The following is a 19,812-nucleotide window of genomic DNA, read 5'->3' as shown; positions in this document are numbered from 1 at the left end:
GCAAAATGAGCCATGCTTCCGGACTGTGAGAGCCACAGCTCCGGATTTTTAGAGCCACCCTTCCGGATTGTGAGCCACTTGATGAAACTTCTTATTAGAATGTAGTTATACACCCGAGAGAGGAGTGTAAATACATTCATAGGAGGTCATCAAATGACCAATTATCGAGAGATTCTTCGGCTAATTAGCCAAGGAATCAGTCAACGCAGCATCGCAGTGAGCTGCGAATGCTCACGCAACACTGTTGCCAAGGTGGTGAAACGATCCAACGAGCTTAATATTACTTGGCCGTTAAACCCAGATCGGACGAATGGTGAATTGCACAAGCTTTTCTATCCTGAATCCACATTACCTCCTACCCGAAAGCGCCCGGATAATGAGTACATTCATAAAGAAATGGCGAAAAGCGGAGTAACGCTCAGTCTGCTTTGGAATGAATACTGCGAATCCTGCAGACTCAGCAATGAGATTCCCCTCATGTATACTCAGTTTTGCTACCATTATCAGCAGTATGTGGCGAAGACCAAAGCGACCATGCATATCGGACGAAAGCCTGGCGAACAAATGGAGGTCGACTGGGCAGGCCAAACGGCAAGCCTCGTGGATACGGATACAGGAGAGAGCATTGCTGCCTACATATTTGTAGCTGTTCTACCGTACAGTCAATATGCTTATGTGGAAGCTTTTCTGAATCAAGGCCAAGAATCCTGGATTACAGCTCATGTCAATGCCTACAAGTATTTTGGAGGCGTTACACGGATTCTTGTACCGGATAATCTGAAGACCGGTGTGGAACGCTCCTCATGGTATACGCCTATAATCAACAAGTCTTATCACGAAATGGCCGAGCACTATGGGACCGCTGTTATTCCTGCTCGGGTAAGAAAGCCCAAGGATAAACCCAGTGTTGAAGGGACGGTTGGCACCATTTCCACCTGGATCGTTGCGGCTCTCCGTCGTCAACAATTCTTTTCTCTTCCAGAACTTAACCTGGCGATACGAGAGAAACTGGAGGCCTTCAACAGTAAACCGTTTCAGAAGAAAACGGGAAGCCGTCAGAGCGTATTTCGAGAAGAAGAGAAAGCCCTGTTACTACCTCTTCCCGCAGTACCCTATGAATTAGCAGTTTGGAAGGTTGCCACCGTCCAATTTAACTATCATGTTACTGTAGAGAAAATGCATTACAGCGTCCCTTATGAATACATCAAACACAAAGTCGATGTCCGAATCACCCGTTATGTAGTTGAAGTGTTTTTTAATAATCACCGGATATGTTCCCATCCTCGCTTGCATGGTCGTCCCGGACAATACAGCACAGTTACGGAACATATGCCGGAAGACCATCAAAAGTATACAGCATGGAATGGCGAACGCTTCGTATTTTGGGCAGAAAACGTTGGTAAACATACCGCCGTGGTAGTGAAGGCAATCTTGTCTTCTCACCGTATAGAACAACAAGGCTACAAAAGCTGTATGGGTTTACTCAAACTAGCAAATAAATACTCGGTTAGTCGCTTAGAAGCAGCCTGTGAAAAAGCACTCTCCTACACACCCAACCCCAGCTACAAAAGCATTCAGACCATCATCAAAACGGGACAAGACAAAATCGTCAAGGAAGAGCCGGTTAACCCTGAGAAATCCTCTAACAGCTTTGGTTTTACCCGAGGCGCAGACTACTACAGGAGGAATTCATAATGGTTAACGAAACAACAATCGGCAAGCTTAATGAAATGCGACTCACTGCTATGGCAGAATCATTTCGCCAACAACTTCAAGATCCATCCTATACCGCATTAAATTTTGAAGAACGATTCGGGCTCATGGTGGACACGGAATGGGCAAGGCGTAAGAACAATAAACTCACTCGCCTCATCCGCAAAGCCGATCTTTACTTTAATCAAGCGTGCATTGAGGATATTGAATATCATGCGGATAGGAAATTGGACAAAGCACAAATCGCTCGGTTATCAACATGTACTTACATCCAAGAAAAACACAACATCATTATCCTTGGTGCTTCCGGCGCAGGAAAAACCTATCTCAGCTGTGCCTTCGGTATTGCCGCCTGCCGCAACTTCTATACAGTGAAGTATATTCGGCTTCCCGATTTACTGAATGAACTGGCAGTAGCACGAGGAGAAGGTATCTACAAAAAAGTAATGAAGCAATACAAGCAAGTCAGTCTGCTCATTCTAGATGAATGGTTACTCGTTCCACTGGGTAATAGTGAAGCACGTGATCTTTTAGAAATCGTGGAAGCGAGACACAAAAAGGGATCAACCATTTTCAGTTCTCAATTTTCACCCGCCGGATGGCATGGCAAAATTGGTGAGGATACTTTAGCTGATGCCATCTTGGACAGAATTGTTCATGATTCCTATACAATCTTGATCGATGGCCAAGATTCCATGCGTAAACGCAAAGGAATACAGGAATAACAAAACCTTACTCTAGTTTAGAGAGCTGTGGAGAGTGAGGACAAGCCCTTTTGGGTCTTTCTCAAAAGAACTTGCCCACACTCTCCACAAACTCAAGGAAATTCGGGTGGCTCTCTGTCCGGAGCAGTGGATCATTTTTTCCAGAGAGATGGCTCAGTGACATCTGGAATAGTGGCTCTCTAAAACCGTAATATTCATCTTCTTCTAATTATCATGTTGAAATCCTGTTCGTCCCTTTTATTCTATAACTTCAAACCATAATAAAGATTGATCCTCAGGATCCCCGTTATAATTAACGGTAATTTCCTCATTCTCCTGAATATCCTCCAATGCATAGAAGTCAATCGATTGGTTTTCAATATTGGTGTAATATCTCGCGTTAGGAGTGTAGGAGTGATTGTATAATGAGCCATACCCCAGAGCGAGACCTTTATGCTCTTCCCAACGGAAGACGTAGTTTGAGAGTATGCTCTTCTTCATCAGTTTCCACTCGTTTTCTGGTAAAACGATTACAGGTGCTTCCTCAATAAATTCATCCTTTTTTATATTACGGCTTGCGAATATTCCTCGACCATATTTCTCGGTGGTTTTCATAGTAGTCTTTTGCAACGCACTTACCCCCTTTTATATTAAATCGTTAAGATGATTCCGTAGATAGCTATTTCGATCCGAAATAAATTGAAGGATTAATTCCGGTTCGCTATCAAACAGATTGATGGACTTTTTTTTATAAGGATCTAACGATAAATAGGGACGTAATTGCTTATGGAGATTTATAATCTGGGGTTCTAAAGCCGCAACTGTGAACGAGGTTTCCAAAATTTCTTCCAAGTGAAGCCGGTATTGATTGCGGATATCCCTTACATCAAGAAGACGCGCAGTGAGTGTATTAAAGCCTTTGATAGGAACCTCATCATACTCCATAATTTTTCCATTCCAATCCCTGCCCCATGTTGCATCGTAATCCCAGGGAATCATCTGGTACAATTTCGTTTCCCCATTTTGATATAGGGCATAATTATGAATGAAACCATCAAAGTTTTGCGTGCAGACTACACCACATAACCACAATAAATATTTTTCAATATCCAAATGCCTAGCAATTTCTTCACTAAAACCGCTTCGTGGAATAGTATTCACTTTATATATAAGCGCTTCTAAATCAAAATTGTCCTCATCGTTCCCGACTTTTCGCTCATATCCAGAAAGGAGCGAGGGTTTCGGATTATTACTAGGGGTTAGTAATGAAAAATTAGCATGATAAGTCGTTGCATAAAAGATAGGACCATAGGGCAAATCTCTTTTTTGTAAAAACAAATCATCGACCGATTCCAATTGTAAATAAACGCCTTTTGGCCTTCCATTAAGCTCTAGAAAAATATGCTTGCATTCCAGCGAAATACTCCCAATGGATTGAAAAAAATCAAAGGATAGCTTATTTCGAATTAATGAGGGATCGCGGTATTCAGCGTTAAGGTGAATTTCACGTCCTTGAAAGTCCTTATTGTATCCGCCAAAATCGATTCTGTACGATTTTTTGCGGAATCTGCGTATGTGATCTCCTCGATAAGTGATACCTATTTCATAAGGAATGTTATCTACTACTAGTTTGGAAGGAAAATATTCTTCGTTCCACACGTCACGTTGTAATGCTTTAAGGTCGGCAGGCTTAATTAAAATATTCAATGTAAGAAGGCCGTCATGTTGCATATCATCATTCCCTCACCTGGTCTTTCAATTATTATATGAGAATGAAGATTCATTTGATAAAAAACATTAGAAACTGGAACAAGCTAATATATATTTTCATAGAATACAACACCTAAAAGGAATTTATATAAAGGTGGTTGTAAAATGCAACAGGATCAAATACGCGAGCTAATCGAACAATTAAAAAGAAATGGCCTTGATGAGTTTTTAAGTTCAAACCCAGTAGCACTAGGCTTTAGAAGAAGAAAAGGTACTGGTAAAGGTAAAGGCACCGGCAATGGCAAAGGTACCGGTAAAGGTAAAGGTACCGGCAAGGGCAAAGGTACCGGTAAAGGTAAAGGTACTGGTAAGGGTAAAGGTACCGGTAAAAGATAATCGTATGGTATTGAGGAACTTTCCCACTTCTGAGCAGGCAAAACATTAGCCTGCTCTTTTATGCGTAAATGTACGGCGCCCCTACAGAAAAATCCCCTCGGAACTGCTGCCCGAGGGAACACAAAATGCACTATCTATCTTTATTTTTTCCCATCAATTCCTGCCTCAGAACGAGAGGTAGAGTTTGGTTATCCTTGTTTTCATTTAGCCAGGCAATTCGCCTTTCGTCCTGAAGATTCTCCATGATCCGATAGGCATTTCTTTGCAAAATCCCCTTACCGCGCCACCCGGCAGCAGTCCAACGGAACCGCTCGTTAAACTGGGCTTTTGTCAAGTTCAAAACTTCATAGAGATCTGCGCCTCGTCTCAGACACGTTGCTTCATCGCTATAGCTGACACCTTCAGTTCGATTATAGCTTTGTCTTTGTACTTTGTTCTGTGCCTCTTCCTCACGTCTTAAAAAACCTTGATTATGGGGGCAAGCTTCCTGACACGTATCACACCCAAAAAGACGCTGACCCAAACTTTTTGCTTGCCCGTCCGATAATCTTTCTTTACTCTGCGTCAGGAAGGATAAACACTGAGTAGCTACAAAATGCTCTTTTCCTAAAACTTGTGCAGGACAAGATTGGATACACTTTTGGCAGGTTCCACACAGATTATCCATTGGCTCATCTGGAGGAAGCTCTTGGTCCAGAAACACTAGTGCGAGGGCAACAAAAGAACCCACCCCAGGAACGATTAGTTGCTGATTACGCCCAGCCCAACCTAAGCCTGAGCGAAGCGCAAACCCGCGTTCATTTAGTGGACCCGTATCCACTTGGAGTTGAATCTGTTCAGAAGGCCAATTTATTTCTCTTAACTTTTGAAGGAGTTTGTCCAATCTTGAGTGTAAAACGTGGTGATAATCCTCCCCTACTGATGAACGTGCAAGTACGCCTTCGTTCGGTTGAGACTTCGATGTCAGGGGTAAAGGATACGCCAAAACAACCACTGTTTTACATGCTGCCCAAACTGCTTGAGGATCTGTTCTCAAGGTGATATCCGCTTCCACGAACGGGGTAAAACATCCCTCTTTTTCAGTTCCTTTCAAATATTGAGTAAGATCGAGCAGCGGTTGAGCTCCCGTGAATCCCACTTTTATGAAACCTAAGCTTTCTGCTACCTCGCGGAAACGTGCTTTCCAAGAGAGTTGTTCTTGTAATTCTATCGCCTTTAACCTTCTTCCGAAAATCTATTTCGTCGCCCGGAAATAAGCATAAGTCATGGGCTCTCCCTCATTTAAGAGCTCCCCATTTACTACATCTGCTAGGAATAAGGTATGTGTGCCTGCATCTAGTTGCCCAATCACTCGGGCTTCCATTGTTGCAGTTACATCATCTAATAACATCACGCCGGTTTCTCCACGATGGGTGTAAACACCCTCAAACTTATTCACGTCTCGACCTGAACGATACCCAAACTTACGGGCAAATTCCTGTCCTTGTTGGTCGAGGATGGAAACTCCAAAATACCCACTCTTCGAGATGAGCTCGTGGGTATAATTATTTTTATTAATACCAATTGCAATACGAGCTGGATCTGAGGTGATTTGGAAGCAGGTGTTCGCACACTGTCCATTATCCTTTTCTTCAAATTGAGCAGTAATTATATAGAGTCCATAGGAAATTTTATAGAGGGCTTTACGAATAGCCTCTTCAGGGGTAAAACTCTTGATGTTCAATTGCTCGGATGCCCGAGGAGCCTTTACTTGAGCTTGTCCTTGTGGTTGAGAATCAATCACCTCTTCAAAAAGGCTTGCATCTACACCGCATACTGGACATGTTTCTGGGGGATTTTCTCCTGTATGAATATAACCACATACTGTACACCGCCACTGTTTTTCCACAAATTCCACTCCCTTTACTCATAATTCTATCTATTGAAATTTTAACTTAAACATGAGTTAAATCAAGTATACCCTTTTCAATAGGCAATTGTATTCTTTAAGCTGAACTTCTGATACTCTTTTTCTAGAAAAGCTCGATTATCCGGTTGATACCTCTCATTGAGCATAACCGAAATAAGAACGTAGTCTTTAAACTCACCAATCGCTTTGCCTACCAATTTTTTCTCACGCGTAAACTTCTCTAAAAGAGTCCAGTCTAATTTCTGTTTTCGTTGCTCTAAGTATTCAACAGCGACTCTTATCTCAGCTTGAAGTTTATCAAAGATTTCCTCATCTTGAGATTCACGTTGTTTTCCTCCGAAAAAATCCGCACGCCATAAATCCAATAAATGAAAAACACGTTCCCGTTGATACTCTCGACCATTCCACCCTTTTTCCCAAGCAAATCGCCGCACTTTGTCCTGAAGGTGAGCAATATTTTGATCTCCTCTTAATTCCGACATAAATGTTAACGTTCCACTCATATGATTTTCAATTAACCATAGCAGTTCCTTCTCTCCAGCTGGACCTTCGCCAAGGATCATCGAAAAGCGAAAGCGCGGTAAAATCTGATGAGCCAAACGAGCGCTCTCTTTTTCATGACCGAGAAAGTGCCGTTTCCCATCTACCACCCATTCGAACCCTTTTTTTCTTCCTGCAACTTTGCGAATATGTTTAACTTGAATTTTATGAGGATAGTAATCCAGCCGAGCACCATGAACTTCCACATACTGTCCACGGTACCGCTGAAGTTTCTTGCCCAGGATCTGAAACTCGTTGATATAAAACTCTTTTTCTAAGTCTTCTAATTTACCCCAGACGTAACATTCTCGGCTGGCTGTTTCCCATTTTCCGATGTCATGAAAGAGCCCCGCTAAACGCAAGAGAATTTGTGGTGGGGTATTCCGTACGACATGCAGCGTATGCTCCCAAGCATCTTTAACATGATATTTATTTTGAACCAACCCTTTTAAGCGTGCAAGTTCCGGTAAATAAGACTGCCAATAGCCAATCTCTTCTAGGAGGCGCAGTGCTTCTTCCACAGAATCAAGAACCAGGATCCGCCCCAGTTCTTCTGTAATCCGTTCACTCGCGATCCCTATCAAGGTCTCCATCAATTCACAGGCAGCCTTTTTCGTTTCTTCCACAAGAGTCAACTGGTATTTGACCTTCAAGCGAACCATCCGCAAGATTCGAATGGGGTCCTCCCTCATCCGCTCAACAGCATTGCCACAAGCTCGAAGTCGTTTCTCCCGCAAATCCAGCTGGCCACCTAGGGGATCCAGAATTTCTCCACTTCGGCAATCTTGATAAATCGCATTGATTGTGAAATCGCGGCGAAGAGCATCTGTTTCTAGGTTCTGCGTGAGATGGGTAAAATCAATACGCTCCCCATCCAAAAAAACGCTGACCGTTAAAAATTTAGCACCAATCTTTTGTGGATGATAGCCCCAGCTTTCTAACTTCTGCTTGAGTTCCTCCAAGTCAAGCTCAGTTACAACATCAACATCCTTCGCCACCAATCCCATAAGTTGATCTCGTACTACTCCTCCGACAAAATAAATGCGGGTGATCTCACTCAATTTTGTCAGAAGCTCTTTTTGTGAAGGAGTCATTGAAATCCTCCCTTCCGCTTATTTCAACAGAGGACCTTTATTTTAGGACCAATCGCGATTTCCCAAGGACTATCCGGTCCTAATTCGCCATCAAGATCTGAACTTAATTCACGATCACAGGTGACCCGAACATATTCGGTCTGAAAATGAATGATTTTGTCGCATTCAACTTTTCCTCCACCGACCACCTTTAACAGCAATCGCATCGTTTCTGGCCAGCCACCCAGTTTAACCAGCAGAAAATCAAGTTTTCCGTCGATTAGTGATGCTCTAGGCACAAGTTGTCTGAATCCTCCTACCGATAAGCCATTGACCGCCAGTAAAAGTAAGGCATCCTCTGAATACTTACGTCCTTCATGTGCAAATTCCACGTGAAAAGGGCGAAAACTCGGAAGGGTTTCAATTCCTTTTAAATAATAAGCTAACTGGCCGAGACTGTTCTTCACACGGATGTCCACTTTGGTCGAAACATCAGTGAGCATTCCTGCGCTGGCCACATTAACAAAATAACGTTCATTGACCTTTCCTAAATCCATTTCAAACGTCTTATCTTGGACAATCACTTTGCACGCCGCAGGTATCGACTTAGGCAATTTTATCGCATAAGCAAGGTCATTTGCCGTCCCGACCGGTAGAATTCCCAGAACTGGACGTTTTTCTGCCGGAATTTTCATCAGACCATTTACAACCTGATGGACACTTCCATCTCCACCAGCAATAACAAGGGTATCCACGTCCTTAGATTGGGCCGCAGTGTGTTCGATATCTTCTGGAGACTTTGTCCGGTGAACGCGCACCTCATATCCGCCTTCTTGAAAGATACGAATCACTTCATCCAGTTGGTTTACCATCCTTCGTCGACCTGCATAAGGGTTGTAGATTAACCGTAATTTCTTTTGACTCATCATCCGACTCCTTAAATTGGGATTATTCGCGAAGCCGATATATCACTGCTTTGCGCTTTAGTAGCCATTTTCGAGATTGATAGCATTAATCATTGCGCTTGTATTGGGGTATTCTTTGATGTTTTTCAGGAAGACCTCGAACATCCTTTGCGTATATTGAGGAGATCTTCCCGCAATATGTGGGGTAAGAAATACTTGATCCATTGACCAGAAGGGACTCGTTTCTGGCAAAGGTTCGGTTACAAAGACATCTAGAGCAGCACCTTGAACTTTTCCTGTTTGCAAAGCTTCTGAGAGGGCTTCTTCATCCACAACCGATCCCCTTGCTACATTGATAAAATAGACGCCATCCTTCATTTGATTAAAACGCTCAGCATTGAAAAAATGTTTTGTTTGTGAGGTTAGGGGGAGAAGCGCAACGACAATATCGCTCTCTTTTAAAAACGCTTCAGAATCCTCTAACTTTGCGACACGATCAAAGCCCAGATGACTTTTCCCACTTTGGGATATCCCCCAAACCGTCATTCCAAAAGCATGGCATTTTTCTGCGACTGCTGCTCCGATCGTCCCTGCGCCGACGATACAGACCGTTTTTCCATACATTTCATCAATTTTAAGTTTAGCACTCCAGACCTTTTGTTCTTGCTGGTACATTACCGTTTTTCCCTGCCTTAATAGGTTCAGGATACACCAAATCACATGCTCCGACATTTGGATGGAATGGGCACCGCGAACATTCGTCAAGAGAATTCCCTTGGAGGCAAAAGCATGAAGCGGAAGTTGATCCACTCCAGCAGCCATCGCTTGAATCCATTTTAAATTGGGGTAGAGCTCTAGCGTTTGCTCCGTAACATCCCAACCATAAGTTAACAAGCCTTCGACCTGCGCATCACACTCTGTAAATTGCTTCTTCACTTCTATATTCAGGTCTGAACGAACTGCTTTTGCTTGATCAAGCTGTTCAGGTTTCAGTGACATCGTACTGATGATTTTCAAGAAAATAACCTCCATCTTTCGAAAACTTCACCTGCGCTTTGTTACTTGAGATTTTCCGGGTTGAGCCCTTCCAACTCAGGAATCACAAACCGTCCATCCTTACGAATTAAAACATCGTCAAAATAGATTTCTCCACCACCATATTCTGGACGTTGGATGCAGACCAAATCCCAATGAATCGCGGATTTGTTGCCGTTTGAACAGTCATCATAACAGGACCCTGGCGTAAAGTGAAAACTGCCATCGATCTTCTCATCGAATAACGTATCCTTCATCGGTGTGAGAATGTAGGGATTGACTCCAATAGCGAACTCACCGACATAGCGCGCCCCTTCATCCGTGTTAAAGACGTCTTCGATCCGTTCAGTGTCATTAGCGGTCGCCTTGATAATTTTTCCATCTTGAAATTCTAAAACGATCGAATCATAGGTAAAACCTTGATAAACCGCCTGAGTATTATATGAAATCCGTCCATTAACTGAATTCTTTACGGGTGCAGTATACACTTCCCCATCAGGAATATTCAAATGTCCATCGCACTTAATCGCGTCTAATCCTTTAATAGAGAACGTTAAATCGGTTCCTGGGCCGACAATCCGCACCTTGTCCGTACGATCCATTAACGCCTTTAAAGGATCCATCGCCTGCGACATTTTTTGATAATCTAAGTTACAGACTTTAAAATAGAAGTCTTCAAACCCTTCAATACTCATATTCGCGGACTGAGCCATTGCTGCATTCGGATAACGCATTACGACCCAACGGGTATAAGGTACGCGTTGATCAGAATGCACTGGTTTTGAATAATAAGATTGATAGATTCTCATCTTATCTGCAGGCACATCTGCATATTCATTGGCATTTTCTCCTGCCCGGATACCCACATAAGCTTGCATCTCTTTCATTTGTGCTAAATCCCAACAAGCCATCGCTTGTGCTTGTTCTTTGGAAATTCCTTTGAGAATTTCCCGGAGTAAGGTATGATTATGAACAGTAAGAAAAGGAACTCCACCCGCTTGGTAAGCATACCTCACTAAAGCTTGTGCTAAAGGAATCTCCAGTCCATTTACTTCGATCAAAATTTTCTCGCCTGGCTTTAAGCCAATCGAGTAGTTAATAATGTTATCTGCCAATTGTTCCACACGTATGTCTTTCATCTGAATTCCTTCCTTCTTATGTGCCCTTCTTAGACAATACTCTATTTCTCCATATATTTCTCTCTAAATTGCAGATTTTCCTGCTAAAAAAGGAGCTATCATGCTAAAAGACGATCTTTGGGAGTATACCTTGCAAATACAAGACCAAGGGAAAAAATACCAAGATATCCTTGCGCGCAAATTTCATTTCTCTAGAAACTTGCTGCAAAAGCTAAAGCAAGGTGAACGAGCATGGGTCAACGAAGAATTTACTTACCTTTCCACTCGGGGGAAGGCTGGTGATATCCTTGCTCTGCAGCTTCAAATGGACGAACCGCCGAATATTCCTGGGGAGCATCTCCCGCTTGATATTCTTTTTGAGGATGATTTTTTACTCATCGCGAACAAACCGCCCGGTCAAGTCGTCCATCCAACTCCTCGTTATCCTACAGGAACTTTAGGTAATGCAGTCGTCGGGTATTGGAATTTGAAAGGCACCCCCCATCCTTTTCGTCCCGTCCACCGCATCGATCGAAATACCTCTGGAATCGTGGTCATTGCCAAAAACCGTTTTGCTCATCAACAATTAGCTTATCAACTTGAGCACAAACTCATTCATAAATATTATATCGGTATGGTTCACGGACATGTTCAAGAAAAACGAGGAGTTATCGATCTGCCGATCGGCTTGGTTCCGGGAAGTTTTATTCAGCATAACATTTCCCCTGATGGGTTGCCGGCCCTAACCCGTTATCAAGTGCTGGCTCGTTATCCCCAGGCAACCTTAATTAAATTCAGTTTAGAGACGGGACGTACTCACCAAATCCGGGTTCACTGTCAAGCCTTAGGCCACCCGCTCATTGGGGATGACTTATACGGCGGAGAGCGTCTCCTCATGCATCGTCAAGCCCTCCACTCCTTTCTCTATGCTTTTAATCACCCTGCAACCGGCGAATGGGTCATCTTCCGTGCGCCATGGCCACAGGATCTAATCGATCTCGTCGCTAAGCTAAAAGGACAATGAACCAGGATGTCACATCTCTAGTCCTTCGGACATAACCTAAATTAGACGTAATCTTCCAAATGCATCCAATCTAATCCCACCTCTGATCTTATGCGCCACTCCTGTGGCAAATAGAAAGAAAGGGGATTAACCATATGCTATTTGGATCACCCTTCGGAGCACCTGTTGGATTACCACTCAGCCCTGTTTCACCAATCGTGGGCTTATTTGACACCTATCCTATTGGTACTCGATTGGGCATTGGTATGGATGCAAGTTTCTGGGTCGGCAACTTCGGCGGAATCCAAGATGGAGTAGCCTTATTGACCAATGCACAACTTTTTGCCAATATGGGCAAACCCATTGATGGCCTTCGTCCGGTTGTTCGGATCCCGATTCAACAGATTACGTTCGTATCTCAATAATCCCTAGATAAAGGGTAGGAACTTTTCCTACCCTTTCATTTGAAAAAGGAGTAGCACTGAACGCTACTCCTTTTTCAGCTAAATTGGGATCATCGAAAAAAATTTATTGGGGTACACCAAAGCCTGTTTCAAAATCGACTAACGGTTGCTTGAGCAATTCTACCTCTTTTTCCTGAATAAAAGATTCTTGGAAAGCGGGCGGTTTTAATAGCCAATACAGAAGGCAACCGCTTAATGATATTAAGAAACCTACCACCATTTATAATCCCCCCCAGAAAAGAGCTTTGGTGATACTTTAGGGTATGTCTGGAGAGACAACTTGGTGCGACTTCATCCTAAAATATGTCCTTTTCTTTAACATCGTGTGGACATAATGAATACGATATACCAGACGCATCCATTTTATTCCAATTTAATAAAGGAGAGAAGAACGCTATGGGTGAAAACGAAAAGCAAGAAAGCGACCCGAAACTTGGGGTAATCGAGACAGAGCTCGCCATTGTTATCGTATTATTAACTTTAATCCTTCTTGAAGATGCTTTTGAAGAGGAAGACGGCCATAGGGACAAAAATAAGAACAAAGAAGATAATAACAAAGACAAAAAGGACAGCGGAAGCAGATGGTAATCAGTTGAACTAAGTTAAGGCCTAGGCTAATGCCTAGGCCTTAACTTAGTTCAACTGATTATCCCAAAGAAATCTTAGAACATATGTAACGCAAACCTATACTTGTACATATTCTAAAATAGGATATGTAAGAAAACGCTCACCCCTCTCCTCTCATCTTATATCACCACTCTATAATCGATGTGGTAGATTGTTCAAAGGGGTGTAAGAGATGAGCGATAATCTTCTTGAAGGAAATAGACTCATCGAAGCAGAGTTGGCTGTTATCATGATTGTTCTGCTTATTCGTGAACTCAGAAGGAATAGGGGAACTAGTGAAATGAGTGTAATGAGCGAGGATAACTCAAGGGTAGAAAGTATAGGCAGAAAAACGCGAGGATTTAAGGACTACACCGAGCATATCGAATGGTAAAAACTCAGAGCTCCGCAACTTGATGCGGAGCTCTCCTTATTATCGTTTCATAAGTTTGCAGTCATGACAATAGCCATAAATTTCAAGATTATGACCCGTCACATCGAAATCCATTTTATCCTTTAATTTTTCCTCAAATTCTTCGAGAGGGCAATCCATCAACGGAATCATCTTATGACAGGTCACACAAACGAAACAATGTTTATGAGCATCCTGTTTAATTTCGTAGCGTGCTTTATCTTCACCCATGATCGTTGACTTTCGAACGACCTCTTTTTCGGTCAACATTTCCAATGTTCTATAAATGGTCGAAAGCCAAATCGAGGTATTATTCTCTTTTAATATTAAAAAGATCTCATCTGCTGTTAAGGGCGTCTCTGATTGCTCGAGAATTTCAAGTATCGCTATACGATGTTTAGTGCGTTTAACGCCTTCCTTAAGGAGAAGATCATCAATATCACTTTTATTTTCCTGCAACAAAATCATCCCTATTCCACAAAATTCTATTCAAAGATTTTCAGAGACAACCTTAGGCCGTTTTTTTGACAAGCTTTTTATGTGAGACGTTCTTAGATAGTAAAACAATAATAAGTGTCAGTACCCCGACGAGAACAATGGTACCTCCGGGTTTAAAGTTAGCATAATAGGAAATATAGAGTCCAGCTATTGTGAAGAACAACGCGAAAAGGATAGCATAGACAACAGTCTGCTTATAACTTTGGGCAATCTGCATTGCTGTTGCAACCGGTAATACCATTAACGAGGAAATGACTAGCGTTCCCACTGTCCGTGCTGAAACCGATATCGTCACAGCCGTCAACAAGGTGAAAACAAAGTTGATCCCTTTGATCGGGATCCCCGCAAGCCGCGCCGATTCCTCATCGAACGTCATATAAAATAACTCTTTAAATAAAAGGGTAAAGGCCAAAATTACAATGATACTTAAAGCAATCACCATATAGAGCTCAAAATCGCTAATCGCCACAATGCTTCCGAAAAGAAAACTATTAAAATTGGCGCTATTTTTAACAAAACCGGAAAGAATACCCGCCAGTCCAATCCCCGTTGACATTATAATCGCTATCGCAATCTCCGAATATTGGGGGAAGGATTTACGGACTTTTTCAATTCCGAAGGCTGCCACAATAGAAAACACAACTGCCCCCAAAATAGGATTTACCCCTAGAACCAAACCAGCCGCCACACCAGCAAGAGAATTGTGGGAAAGCGCGTCTCCCGTCATTGAAAGTCTTTTGAGCACAACGATGACTCCAATACAGGGTGTAATTATTGCTATTAGAATTCCGGTAATAAAAGCACGTTGCATAAAATCATATTGAAAAATGTCTAGCATTGAGATACTCCTCTATAACAATTTTTACAATCGTGATTATGCAGGTTGACACTGTAACCATAAAGTTCCGTCGCAAACTCTGCAGTAATCCCTTCTTTTGGATCATGGATGAACATGCCATTCTCACCCAAACAAACCAATTTATTGGCGTGGATGGTGATCGCACTAATATCATGAGTAACCATCACAATCGTTAGACCTAATTCTTGATTCAGTCGCCCCAATAAACCATAAACGGCTTCTTCCGAGCGAGCGTCAATCCCCACCGTTGGCTCATCTAAAAACAAGATCTCCGGATCATTTGCAAGGGTACGCGCGATAAATACTCTTTGTTGCTGGCCGCCGGAAAGATTGCCGATCAATCGTTTTCCGTAATTCTGCATCCCGACAAGCTCAAGGGCCGCATAGACTTTTTTCATATGCGACTTATTGGGAAATCGGAAAAGACCAATATTGGAATAAAGATTGGCGGCCACAACCTCTTCAACCGTAGCTGGAAAACTACTATTAAAGGAGTTCGCCTTTTGCGATACATATCCAACCTTATCCCAGCGTTTGAATGTTTCAATATTCTCGCCAAGCACCTCTATCTCTCCACTCAGTGGTTCCATGATCTTAAGTAAAAGTTTAATTAGAGTGCTTTTTCCCGTCCCATTCGCTCCAATGATTCCTAAATAATCCCCTTTATCCACAGTAAAGCAGATATCGTTTAAGATTAAATTATCATTATAGCCAAAATTCAAATGATTAACTTCTATTATCTTTTCCATTGTTCTTCCCTACTGCAATGCTTTCTTTAGAACTTCAAGGTTATCCCGCATGACGGAGAAATAATCTTTTCCTGCTTGTTGATCACTCTCTGTCAATCCTTCAAAGGGGTTAAGAACAGCCGTGGACGCTCCCGTTTCTTGCGCGATCGTCTGCGCAACCTTAGGACTGACCAGTTCTTCAAAGAAGATATATTTAAGTTGCTTTTCTTGAACAAACTTTACGATTTCCGCCATTCTTGCCGGAGAAGGTTCAGAATCGGCGGCAAGCCCTTCAATAGCAACCTGATTCAACCCATAAGCATTACATAAATAACTAAAGGCTTGGTGTGCAACCACAATATCTTTTTTACTGAACTGTGAAACAGCCACTTTGTATTCTTGGTCTAATTGATCAAAATGTGCAGCATTCTCCACATAATTTTTTTCATAATAAGCATGATTCGCTGGGTCTGCCGTGACAAGGGCATCTTTAATGGCTCCCATCTCTTGTTTGGCATGCATTGGATCTAACCAAACATGCGGGTCTGTAGCCAACTTCTTCGTCTCATCCTGGCTATTCAATAAAGTAAGGCCTTGAGTCGCCTCAACAGTCACTAATTTTTCAGGGTTGAGTGATTTTAATACTTTATCCAACCAGGGTTCCATCCCTGCACCATTATAAATTAAGACATCAGCCTTCTCTAAAGCTGCCATATCACTAGGCGTCGGCTCCCAGTCATGCGGCTCTGTCCCGGCTGGGACAAGATTCTTAAGTTGAATCTTATCGCCCCCGATTTTCTGTGTTAAATCATACATCGGATAAACGGTGGTGTAGACTGTGAGTTTCTTATCTCCATTTGAAGCAAAGCCCGTTCCTTGGGAATCTGCTGTGCTGTTCGCACCACATCCTGTAAAAACCAATGCACTTAAAATTAAAACTAAACCCAAGAATCCTACCCGTAATTTTTTCATTCAACAACCGTCCCTGAACCGAGATTTGCAAATCATTCGCATTTGCATTGCATTTAACTATTATAATAGGGTTGCCTAGAATATGCAATATGAAACAATCGCAAAATAAAAAGCGGGCCAATAGCCCGCTCCCCTCAGATCATTATTTAACCACTTCAAATTCAGCTTTTGTTACGCCGCATAAAGGACAAACCCAATCATCTGGAATATCCTCGAATGCAGTTCCAGGAGCAATACCTCCATCAGGATCACCTTGAACAGGATCATAAACATATCCGCAACCTGTGCAAATATACTGCGTCGTGTTAGAAGCTTCTTGTTTCTCATCAGCGACAATTTCAAATTCAGCTTTTGTTACACCGCATAAAGGACAAACCCAAGTGTCCGGAATATCCTCAAACGCAGTTCCCGGGGCAATACCCCCTTCAGGATCACCTAACGCGGGATCATAAATATACCCACAACCTGGACATAAATACTTTTTCATTTCAAATCCTCCTTACATTCCTTAAACTGCGACTTGTGCAATCTTGTTCAATATTCTATTGGATCGGACTAAATTCCTGCTCTCAAACCATATTTTTTCAAGATATTTCAGAATATTACTTAAGTTCAGAGGTACAATGGGGACATCGAATCGCTTCAATTGGAATATCCGTACAGCAAAATCGACACGTTTTTGTCGTTGGAGCTGCAGGTCCCCCTTCTTTCTTCTTACTAAACCGTCCTAATTGCCGAATCACAAAGAAAATAGAAAAAGCAACGATCAAGAAGTCAATAATGTTATTGATGAAAAGTCCATAATTTAAAGTTGCGACTCCTGCGTCTTTCGCTTCTTTGATCGTATTAAAATGCCCGCTTCCAAGCGTGATGAACAGATTTGAGAAATCTACTTTTCCTAATAACAACCCAACTAACGGCATAATGATATCGCTGACAAGAGAGGTCACAATTTTCCCAAACGCACCACCAATTACAACACCGATCGCTAGATCGGCAACGTTACCCTTCAACGCGAATTCTTTAAATTCTTTCCACATGTACTTTTTCTCCTTTTTTTAAAATTTATGAAGCGTACATATTATATCTACTTCGGAATGTAGTCATACCCATTCCACCGTATTCCTGCCCTGCTCTTTAGCCACATAAAGGGCTTGATCCGCACGCTCAATCAACTGTTTAGCTGTTTCACCTGAACAAGGGGTAGTACAACACGCCCCAAAACTGGCCGTTATTTTTATCGTCTCTTTATCGCATTGAATTACTTCATTTTCGATGGTCTTGCGCATAAGTTCAGCAATTTCACAGGCACTTTCCAAGTTTGCTCCTGGAAGACAAATTAAAAATTCTTCTCCACCATAACGTGCTACCCAGTCAGTTTCCCGTTTAGCACAATTTGCAATTATCTCCGCACAGCGTTTTAGAACAAAATCTCCAGCGACGTGGCCATAGGTATCATTGATCTTCTTAAAGAAATCAATATCAACCATGATTAAAGATAAGCTTTGATTCGAAGTTGAGGCTAAAACGAGATTGACAGGTAACTTTTCTTGAATGAAACGCCGGTTATTTACTCCAGTCAATGGATCTCGTAGGGCGATATTATTCAGGTTATCAATGATGCCACAAACAATCGAGGAGGAAGCTGGCGAATCTCCACTTTGGAAAATCATACTTTGAGTCGTATCCTTAAGAATTTCAACAATAACTTTTTGATTTTCTAATTCAACGGGGATCGCAGTAAGCATAAATATTTTATCAGGTGTATATTCTATTTTGACAATAGTTTGATCCTCATTAAAAGCACGCATAGAAACACAGTTATCGCAGCTCTTTCCTTTTTTCCATAAAGCAAAACATTCAGCACCCGCTCTAGACAGATCTTCCCCATAGGAGGCGATGATTTTCTTCGTGACAGGATCGATAAGCCGAATATGCTCATACATCTTGTCTACAATTTTTAAACTGTCAAAGATCTTTTGACTTGCTTCTTCAAGTGACATTTTTCTTCCTCCTAGACGGCCTAAGAACAGTGTTAAGAAAAAATGCATGAAGTATTTTCATGCATTTTTCTTTATTTTACATTAAATTTGCAGTTATTCCTATATAAATTAATTTATTTCTTTTTCCGACCTTCGCACAAAACGCTGGATGAGGATTGTAATCGTTCCAATAACGATTAGCGCGAAAAAAGCAGATAATAGATATCCCAAAGCCTGTTGCCAGAACGTTTGATCATATCCTACGACACCATAATCGGGGAAAATCGCGTGTTGCCATAAGTCGTTTAATTTCTGAAATCCACTAGGTAAGAATCCAAGTTGAGACTTTAAAGCTTCACTTCCCCATTCCCCCCACGCCGTTCCCGAAGTCAAAAGTCCTAGGGGCGTAAGCAGGGCCATAATAACGATCCCCAGCACAAGTTTACCGTAACGGAAATCCTTAGTTGATTTATCCTCAGACTGTCTTAATTGAAGCATTGCCGGGTTAGTTCGTTGCAAATATCGTACAACCAACGCCGTAATTAGTCCCTCAACAGGACCTGCAATCGATAGATGAGAGAGAAGCATAGCGGGTACAGCTATGTTTAATCCATAAGGACTATAAAGCGGAGTTCCATCTGCAGCATGGAAGAGGAGAGGTTGTAACCCAAACTCAATTCCTGTAAAAAAGGCTGCTGTTATGAGGCCGATATACCCCGCAATAGCGGCAGCAATCCATTGACGTTTGGATTGAACATTACTCTTACCCGCGATGAATTGATAAATACCATAACTAACAAAGGGCAAGATCACTGCCATATTAAATATGTTCGCTCCCAAAGCCAGTATTCCGCCATCTCCAAAGAAAAGAGCTTGCAAAACTAAGGCTATGGTAACTCCTACCATCGCTGCCCAGGGCCCGAGTAAAATTGCCAAAAGAGTACCCCCTGTGGCATGAGCCGTCGTTCCATCGGGAATAGGAATATTAAACATCATGATCGCAAATGAAAACGCTGCTCCTATAGAAAGCAAGGGTATGTATTTGGCTTTAAGCGAATGAGAGGTTTGATAGGCCGCACCTGCTGCGGCAAGCGCACTTGCAATTCCTAAGACTGCATCAGTTTGTGGGCTCAGATAACCATCAGGAATATGCATAATAACACTCCTCCTCATTGATGACTATTT

At 42.2% G+C, this 19,812-nt stretch carries 24 protein-coding genes and 1 pseudogene; 7 read left to right on the top strand and 18 right to left on the bottom strand.

What is annotated here, in order from left to right:
• Positions 1–153 precede the first annotated feature (153 nt).
• Positions 154–1,695 (top strand): IS21 family transposase, encoded by a 1,542-nt coding sequence (gene istA / locus DESME_RS05065; protein WP_025248675.1) that lies wholly within the window; start codon positions 154–156, stop codon positions 1,693–1,695.
• Positions 1,695–2,438, top strand: a complete 744-nt coding sequence (gene istB / locus DESME_RS05060; RefSeq protein ID WP_006716269.1) for an IS21-like element helper ATPase IstB — start codon at positions 1,695–1,697, stop codon at positions 2,436–2,438. Before istA ends, istB begins: the two co-directional genes overlap by 1 nt.
• 237 nt (positions 2,439–2,675) lie before the next feature.
• On the opposite strand, the gene DESME_RS05055 is transcribed toward istB, so the two are convergent.
• Positions 2,676–3,047 (bottom strand): SET domain-containing protein, encoded by a 372-nt coding sequence (locus tag DESME_RS05055; RefSeq protein ID WP_006714932.1) that lies wholly within the window; start codon positions 3,045–3,047, stop codon positions 2,676–2,678.
• Between the two features lie 15 nt (positions 3,048–3,062).
• The gene (locus tag DESME_RS05050; protein ID WP_242837422.1) at positions 3,063–4,124 is read right to left on the bottom strand and encodes a CotH kinase family protein; all 1,062 of its coding nucleotides are present in this window, start codon (positions 4,122–4,124) and stop codon (positions 3,063–3,065) included.
• Positions 4,125–4,292: 168 nt separating this feature from the next.
• Here DESME_RS05050 and DESME_RS05045 point away from each other — a divergent pair, with 168 nt between their 5' ends.
• Positions 4,293–4,523 (top strand): hypothetical protein, encoded by a 231-nt coding sequence (locus tag DESME_RS05045; protein ID WP_006714934.1) that lies wholly within the window; start codon positions 4,293–4,295, stop codon positions 4,521–4,523.
• A gap of 130 nt (positions 4,524–4,653) precedes the next feature.
• Here the strand turns inward: DESME_RS05045 and queG are convergent, their stop codons facing one another.
• The 6 genes from queG to DESME_RS05015 form a co-directional block, all read right to left on the bottom strand.
• The gene (queG, locus tag DESME_RS05040; RefSeq protein WP_025248674.1) at positions 4,654–5,733 is read right to left on the bottom strand and encodes a tRNA epoxyqueuosine(34) reductase QueG; all 1,080 of its coding nucleotides are present in this window, start codon (positions 5,731–5,733) and stop codon (positions 4,654–4,656) included.
• A gap of 24 nt (positions 5,734–5,757) precedes the next feature.
• On the bottom strand, positions 5,758–6,411 hold the full coding sequence (locus DESME_RS05035; RefSeq protein WP_006714936.1) for a flavin reductase: 654 nt from the start codon (positions 6,409–6,411) through the stop codon (positions 5,758–5,760).
• 77 nt (positions 6,412–6,488) lie between these two features.
• Complete coding sequence (locus DESME_RS05030; RefSeq protein ID WP_006714937.1) at positions 6,489–8,066, bottom strand: tRNA nucleotidyltransferase/poly(A) polymerase-related protein; 1,578 nt, start codon at positions 8,064–8,066, stop codon at positions 6,489–6,491.
• A gap of 23 nt (positions 8,067–8,089) precedes the next feature.
• Positions 8,090–8,971: a diacylglycerol/lipid kinase family protein gene (locus tag DESME_RS05025; RefSeq protein ID WP_006714938.1), complete on the bottom strand. Its 882-nt coding sequence runs from the start codon at positions 8,969–8,971 to the stop codon at positions 8,090–8,092.
• Positions 8,972–9,028: 57 nt separating this feature from the next.
• Positions 9,029–9,967 carry a D-2-hydroxyacid dehydrogenase gene (locus tag DESME_RS05020; protein ID WP_006714939.1) on the bottom strand — a complete coding sequence of 313 codons (939 nt, stop codon included), beginning with the start codon at positions 9,965–9,967 and terminating at the stop codon, positions 9,029–9,031.
• Positions 9,968–10,008: 41 nt separating this feature from the next.
• Entirely contained in the window at positions 10,009–11,124 is a 1,116-nt protein-coding gene (locus tag DESME_RS05015) for an aminopeptidase (RefSeq protein ID WP_006714940.1), read from the bottom strand.
• 100 nt (positions 11,125–11,224) lie between these two features.
• Between DESME_RS05015 and DESME_RS05010 the strand changes: the two genes are divergently transcribed.
• Positions 11,225–12,127 (top strand): RluA family pseudouridine synthase, encoded by a 903-nt coding sequence (locus DESME_RS05010; RefSeq protein ID WP_006714941.1) that lies wholly within the window; start codon positions 11,225–11,227, stop codon positions 12,125–12,127.
• Positions 12,128–12,261: 134 nt separating this feature from the next.
• Entirely contained in the window at positions 12,262–12,531 is a 270-nt protein-coding gene (locus DESME_RS05005; RefSeq protein WP_006714942.1) for a hypothetical protein, read from the top strand.
• Between the two features lie 103 nt (positions 12,532–12,634).
• Here the strand turns inward: DESME_RS05005 and DESME_RS15865 are convergent, their stop codons facing one another.
• Positions 12,635–12,790, bottom strand: a complete 156-nt coding sequence (locus DESME_RS15865) for a hypothetical protein (protein ID WP_156922759.1) — start codon at positions 12,788–12,790, stop codon at positions 12,635–12,637.
• Between the two features lie 176 nt (positions 12,791–12,966).
• Here DESME_RS15865 and DESME_RS05000 point away from each other — a divergent pair, with 176 nt between their 5' ends.
• Together DESME_RS05000 and DESME_RS04995 are read left to right on the top strand one after the other, a co-directional pair.
• Positions 12,967–13,158 (top strand): hypothetical protein, encoded by a 192-nt coding sequence (locus DESME_RS05000; protein WP_006714943.1) that lies wholly within the window; start codon positions 12,967–12,969, stop codon positions 13,156–13,158.
• Positions 13,159–13,369: 211 nt separating this feature from the next.
• Positions 13,370–13,570 (top strand): hypothetical protein, encoded by a 201-nt coding sequence (locus DESME_RS04995; RefSeq protein WP_006714944.1) that lies wholly within the window; start codon positions 13,370–13,372, stop codon positions 13,568–13,570.
• Positions 13,571–13,609: 39 nt separating this feature from the next.
• On the opposite strand, the gene DESME_RS04990 is transcribed toward DESME_RS04995, so the two are convergent.
• The 9 genes and pseudogenes from DESME_RS04990 to cbiM form a co-directional block, all read right to left on the bottom strand.
• Positions 13,610–14,056, bottom strand: a complete 447-nt coding sequence (locus tag DESME_RS04990; protein WP_006714945.1) for a Fur family transcriptional regulator — start codon at positions 14,054–14,056, stop codon at positions 13,610–13,612.
• Positions 14,057–14,099: 43 nt separating this feature from the next.
• On the bottom strand, positions 14,100–14,924 hold the full coding sequence (locus DESME_RS04985; RefSeq protein ID WP_006714946.1) for a metal ABC transporter permease: 825 nt from the start codon (positions 14,922–14,924) through the stop codon (positions 14,100–14,102).
• Positions 14,918–15,694 carry a metal ABC transporter ATP-binding protein gene (locus DESME_RS04980; RefSeq protein ID WP_006714947.1) on the bottom strand — a complete coding sequence of 259 codons (777 nt, stop codon included), beginning with the start codon at positions 15,692–15,694 and terminating at the stop codon, positions 14,918–14,920. Before DESME_RS04980 ends, DESME_RS04985 begins: the two co-directional genes overlap by 7 nt.
• A 9-nt stretch (positions 15,695–15,703) precedes the next feature.
• Entirely contained in the window at positions 15,704–16,645 is a 942-nt protein-coding gene (locus DESME_RS04975; RefSeq protein ID WP_006714948.1) for a metal ABC transporter substrate-binding protein, read from the bottom strand.
• Between the two features lie 142 nt (positions 16,646–16,787).
• Positions 16,788–16,937: a rubredoxin gene (rd, locus tag DESME_RS16185; protein WP_242837441.1), complete on the bottom strand. Its 150-nt coding sequence runs from the start codon at positions 16,935–16,937 to the stop codon at positions 16,788–16,790.
• Positions 16,938–16,982: 45 nt separating this feature from the next.
• Positions 16,983–17,132: pseudogene (rd, locus tag DESME_RS16180) on the bottom strand (rubredoxin); the annotation flags it as partial.
• A gap of 115 nt (positions 17,133–17,247) precedes the next feature.
• Positions 17,248–17,685, bottom strand: coding sequence for a large conductance mechanosensitive channel protein MscL (mscL, locus tag DESME_RS04965; protein WP_006714950.1), 438 nt, complete (start codon positions 17,683–17,685; stop codon positions 17,248–17,250).
• A gap of 63 nt (positions 17,686–17,748) precedes the next feature.
• A complete protein-coding gene (locus tag DESME_RS04960) occupies positions 17,749–18,648 on the bottom strand; it encodes a GGDEF domain-containing protein (RefSeq protein WP_006714951.1) in 900 nt (299 codons plus the stop codon).
• A gap of 108 nt (positions 18,649–18,756) precedes the next feature.
• Positions 18,757–19,782 (bottom strand): cobalt transporter CbiM, encoded by a 1,026-nt coding sequence (cbiM, locus tag DESME_RS04955; RefSeq protein ID WP_006714952.1) that lies wholly within the window; start codon positions 19,780–19,782, stop codon positions 18,757–18,759.
• Positions 19,783–19,812 lie beyond the last annotated feature (30 nt).

It is taken from the genome of Desulfitobacterium metallireducens DSM 15288 (assembly GCF_000231405.2).
In the GTDB taxonomy this organism is placed as follows: domain Bacteria; phylum Bacillota; class Desulfitobacteriia; order Desulfitobacteriales; family Desulfitobacteriaceae; genus Desulfitobacterium_A; species Desulfitobacterium_A metallireducens.
Note: the sequence above shows the minus strand (reverse complement) of the source record. Positions and strands in the feature narration are given on the sequence as shown.

Bases quoted from the DNA above. Each gene is read 5' to 3' on its own strand.
- mscL (WP_006714950.1), bottom strand. From the start codon at position 17,685: ATGTGGAAAGAATTTAAAGAATTCGCGTTGAAGGGTAACGTTGCCGAT.
- DESME_RS05000 (WP_006714943.1), top strand. From the start codon at position 12,967: ATGGGTGAAAACGAAAAGCAAGAAAGCGACCCGAAACTTGGGGTAATC.
- DESME_RS05015 (WP_006714940.1), bottom strand. From the start codon at position 11,124: ATGAAAGACATACGTGTGGAACAATTGGCAGATAACATTATTAACTAC.
- cbiM (WP_006714952.1), bottom strand. From the start codon at position 19,782: ATGCATATTCCTGATGGTTATCTGAGCCCACAAACTGATGCAGTCTTA.
- DESME_RS04975 (WP_006714948.1), bottom strand. From the start codon at position 16,645: ATGAAAAAATTACGGGTAGGATTCTTGGGTTTAGTTTTAATTTTAAGT.
- DESME_RS04960 (WP_006714951.1), bottom strand. From the start codon at position 18,648: ATGTCACTTGAAGAAGCAAGTCAAAAGATCTTTGACAGTTTAAAAATT.
- DESME_RS05025 (WP_006714938.1), bottom strand. From the start codon at position 8,971: ATGAGTCAAAAGAAATTACGGTTAATCTACAACCCTTATGCAGGTCGA.
- DESME_RS04990 (WP_006714945.1), bottom strand. From the start codon at position 14,056: ATGATTTTGTTGCAGGAAAATAAAAGTGATATTGATGATCTTCTCCTT.
- DESME_RS04995 (WP_006714944.1), top strand. From the start codon at position 13,370: ATGAGCGATAATCTTCTTGAAGGAAATAGACTCATCGAAGCAGAGTTG.
- DESME_RS05005 (WP_006714942.1), top strand. From the start codon at position 12,262: ATGCTATTTGGATCACCCTTCGGAGCACCTGTTGGATTACCACTCAGC.
- istB (WP_006716269.1), top strand. From the start codon at position 1,695: ATGGTTAACGAAACAACAATCGGCAAGCTTAATGAAATGCGACTCACT.
- DESME_RS15865 (WP_156922759.1), bottom strand. From the start codon at position 12,790: ATGGTGGTAGGTTTCTTAATATCATTAAGCGGTTGCCTTCTGTATTGG.
- istA (WP_025248675.1), top strand. From the start codon at position 154: ATGACCAATTATCGAGAGATTCTTCGGCTAATTAGCCAAGGAATCAGT.
- DESME_RS05045 (WP_006714934.1), top strand. From the start codon at position 4,293: ATGCAACAGGATCAAATACGCGAGCTAATCGAACAATTAAAAAGAAAT.
- DESME_RS04985 (WP_006714946.1), bottom strand. From the start codon at position 14,924: ATGCTAGACATTTTTCAATATGATTTTATGCAACGTGCTTTTATTACC.
- DESME_RS05030 (WP_006714937.1), bottom strand. From the start codon at position 8,066: ATGACTCCTTCACAAAAAGAGCTTCTGACAAAATTGAGTGAGATCACC.
- DESME_RS05010 (WP_006714941.1), top strand. From the start codon at position 11,225: ATGCTAAAAGACGATCTTTGGGAGTATACCTTGCAAATACAAGACCAA.
- DESME_RS04980 (WP_006714947.1), bottom strand. From the start codon at position 15,694: ATGGAAAAGATAATAGAAGTTAATCATTTGAATTTTGGCTATAATGAT.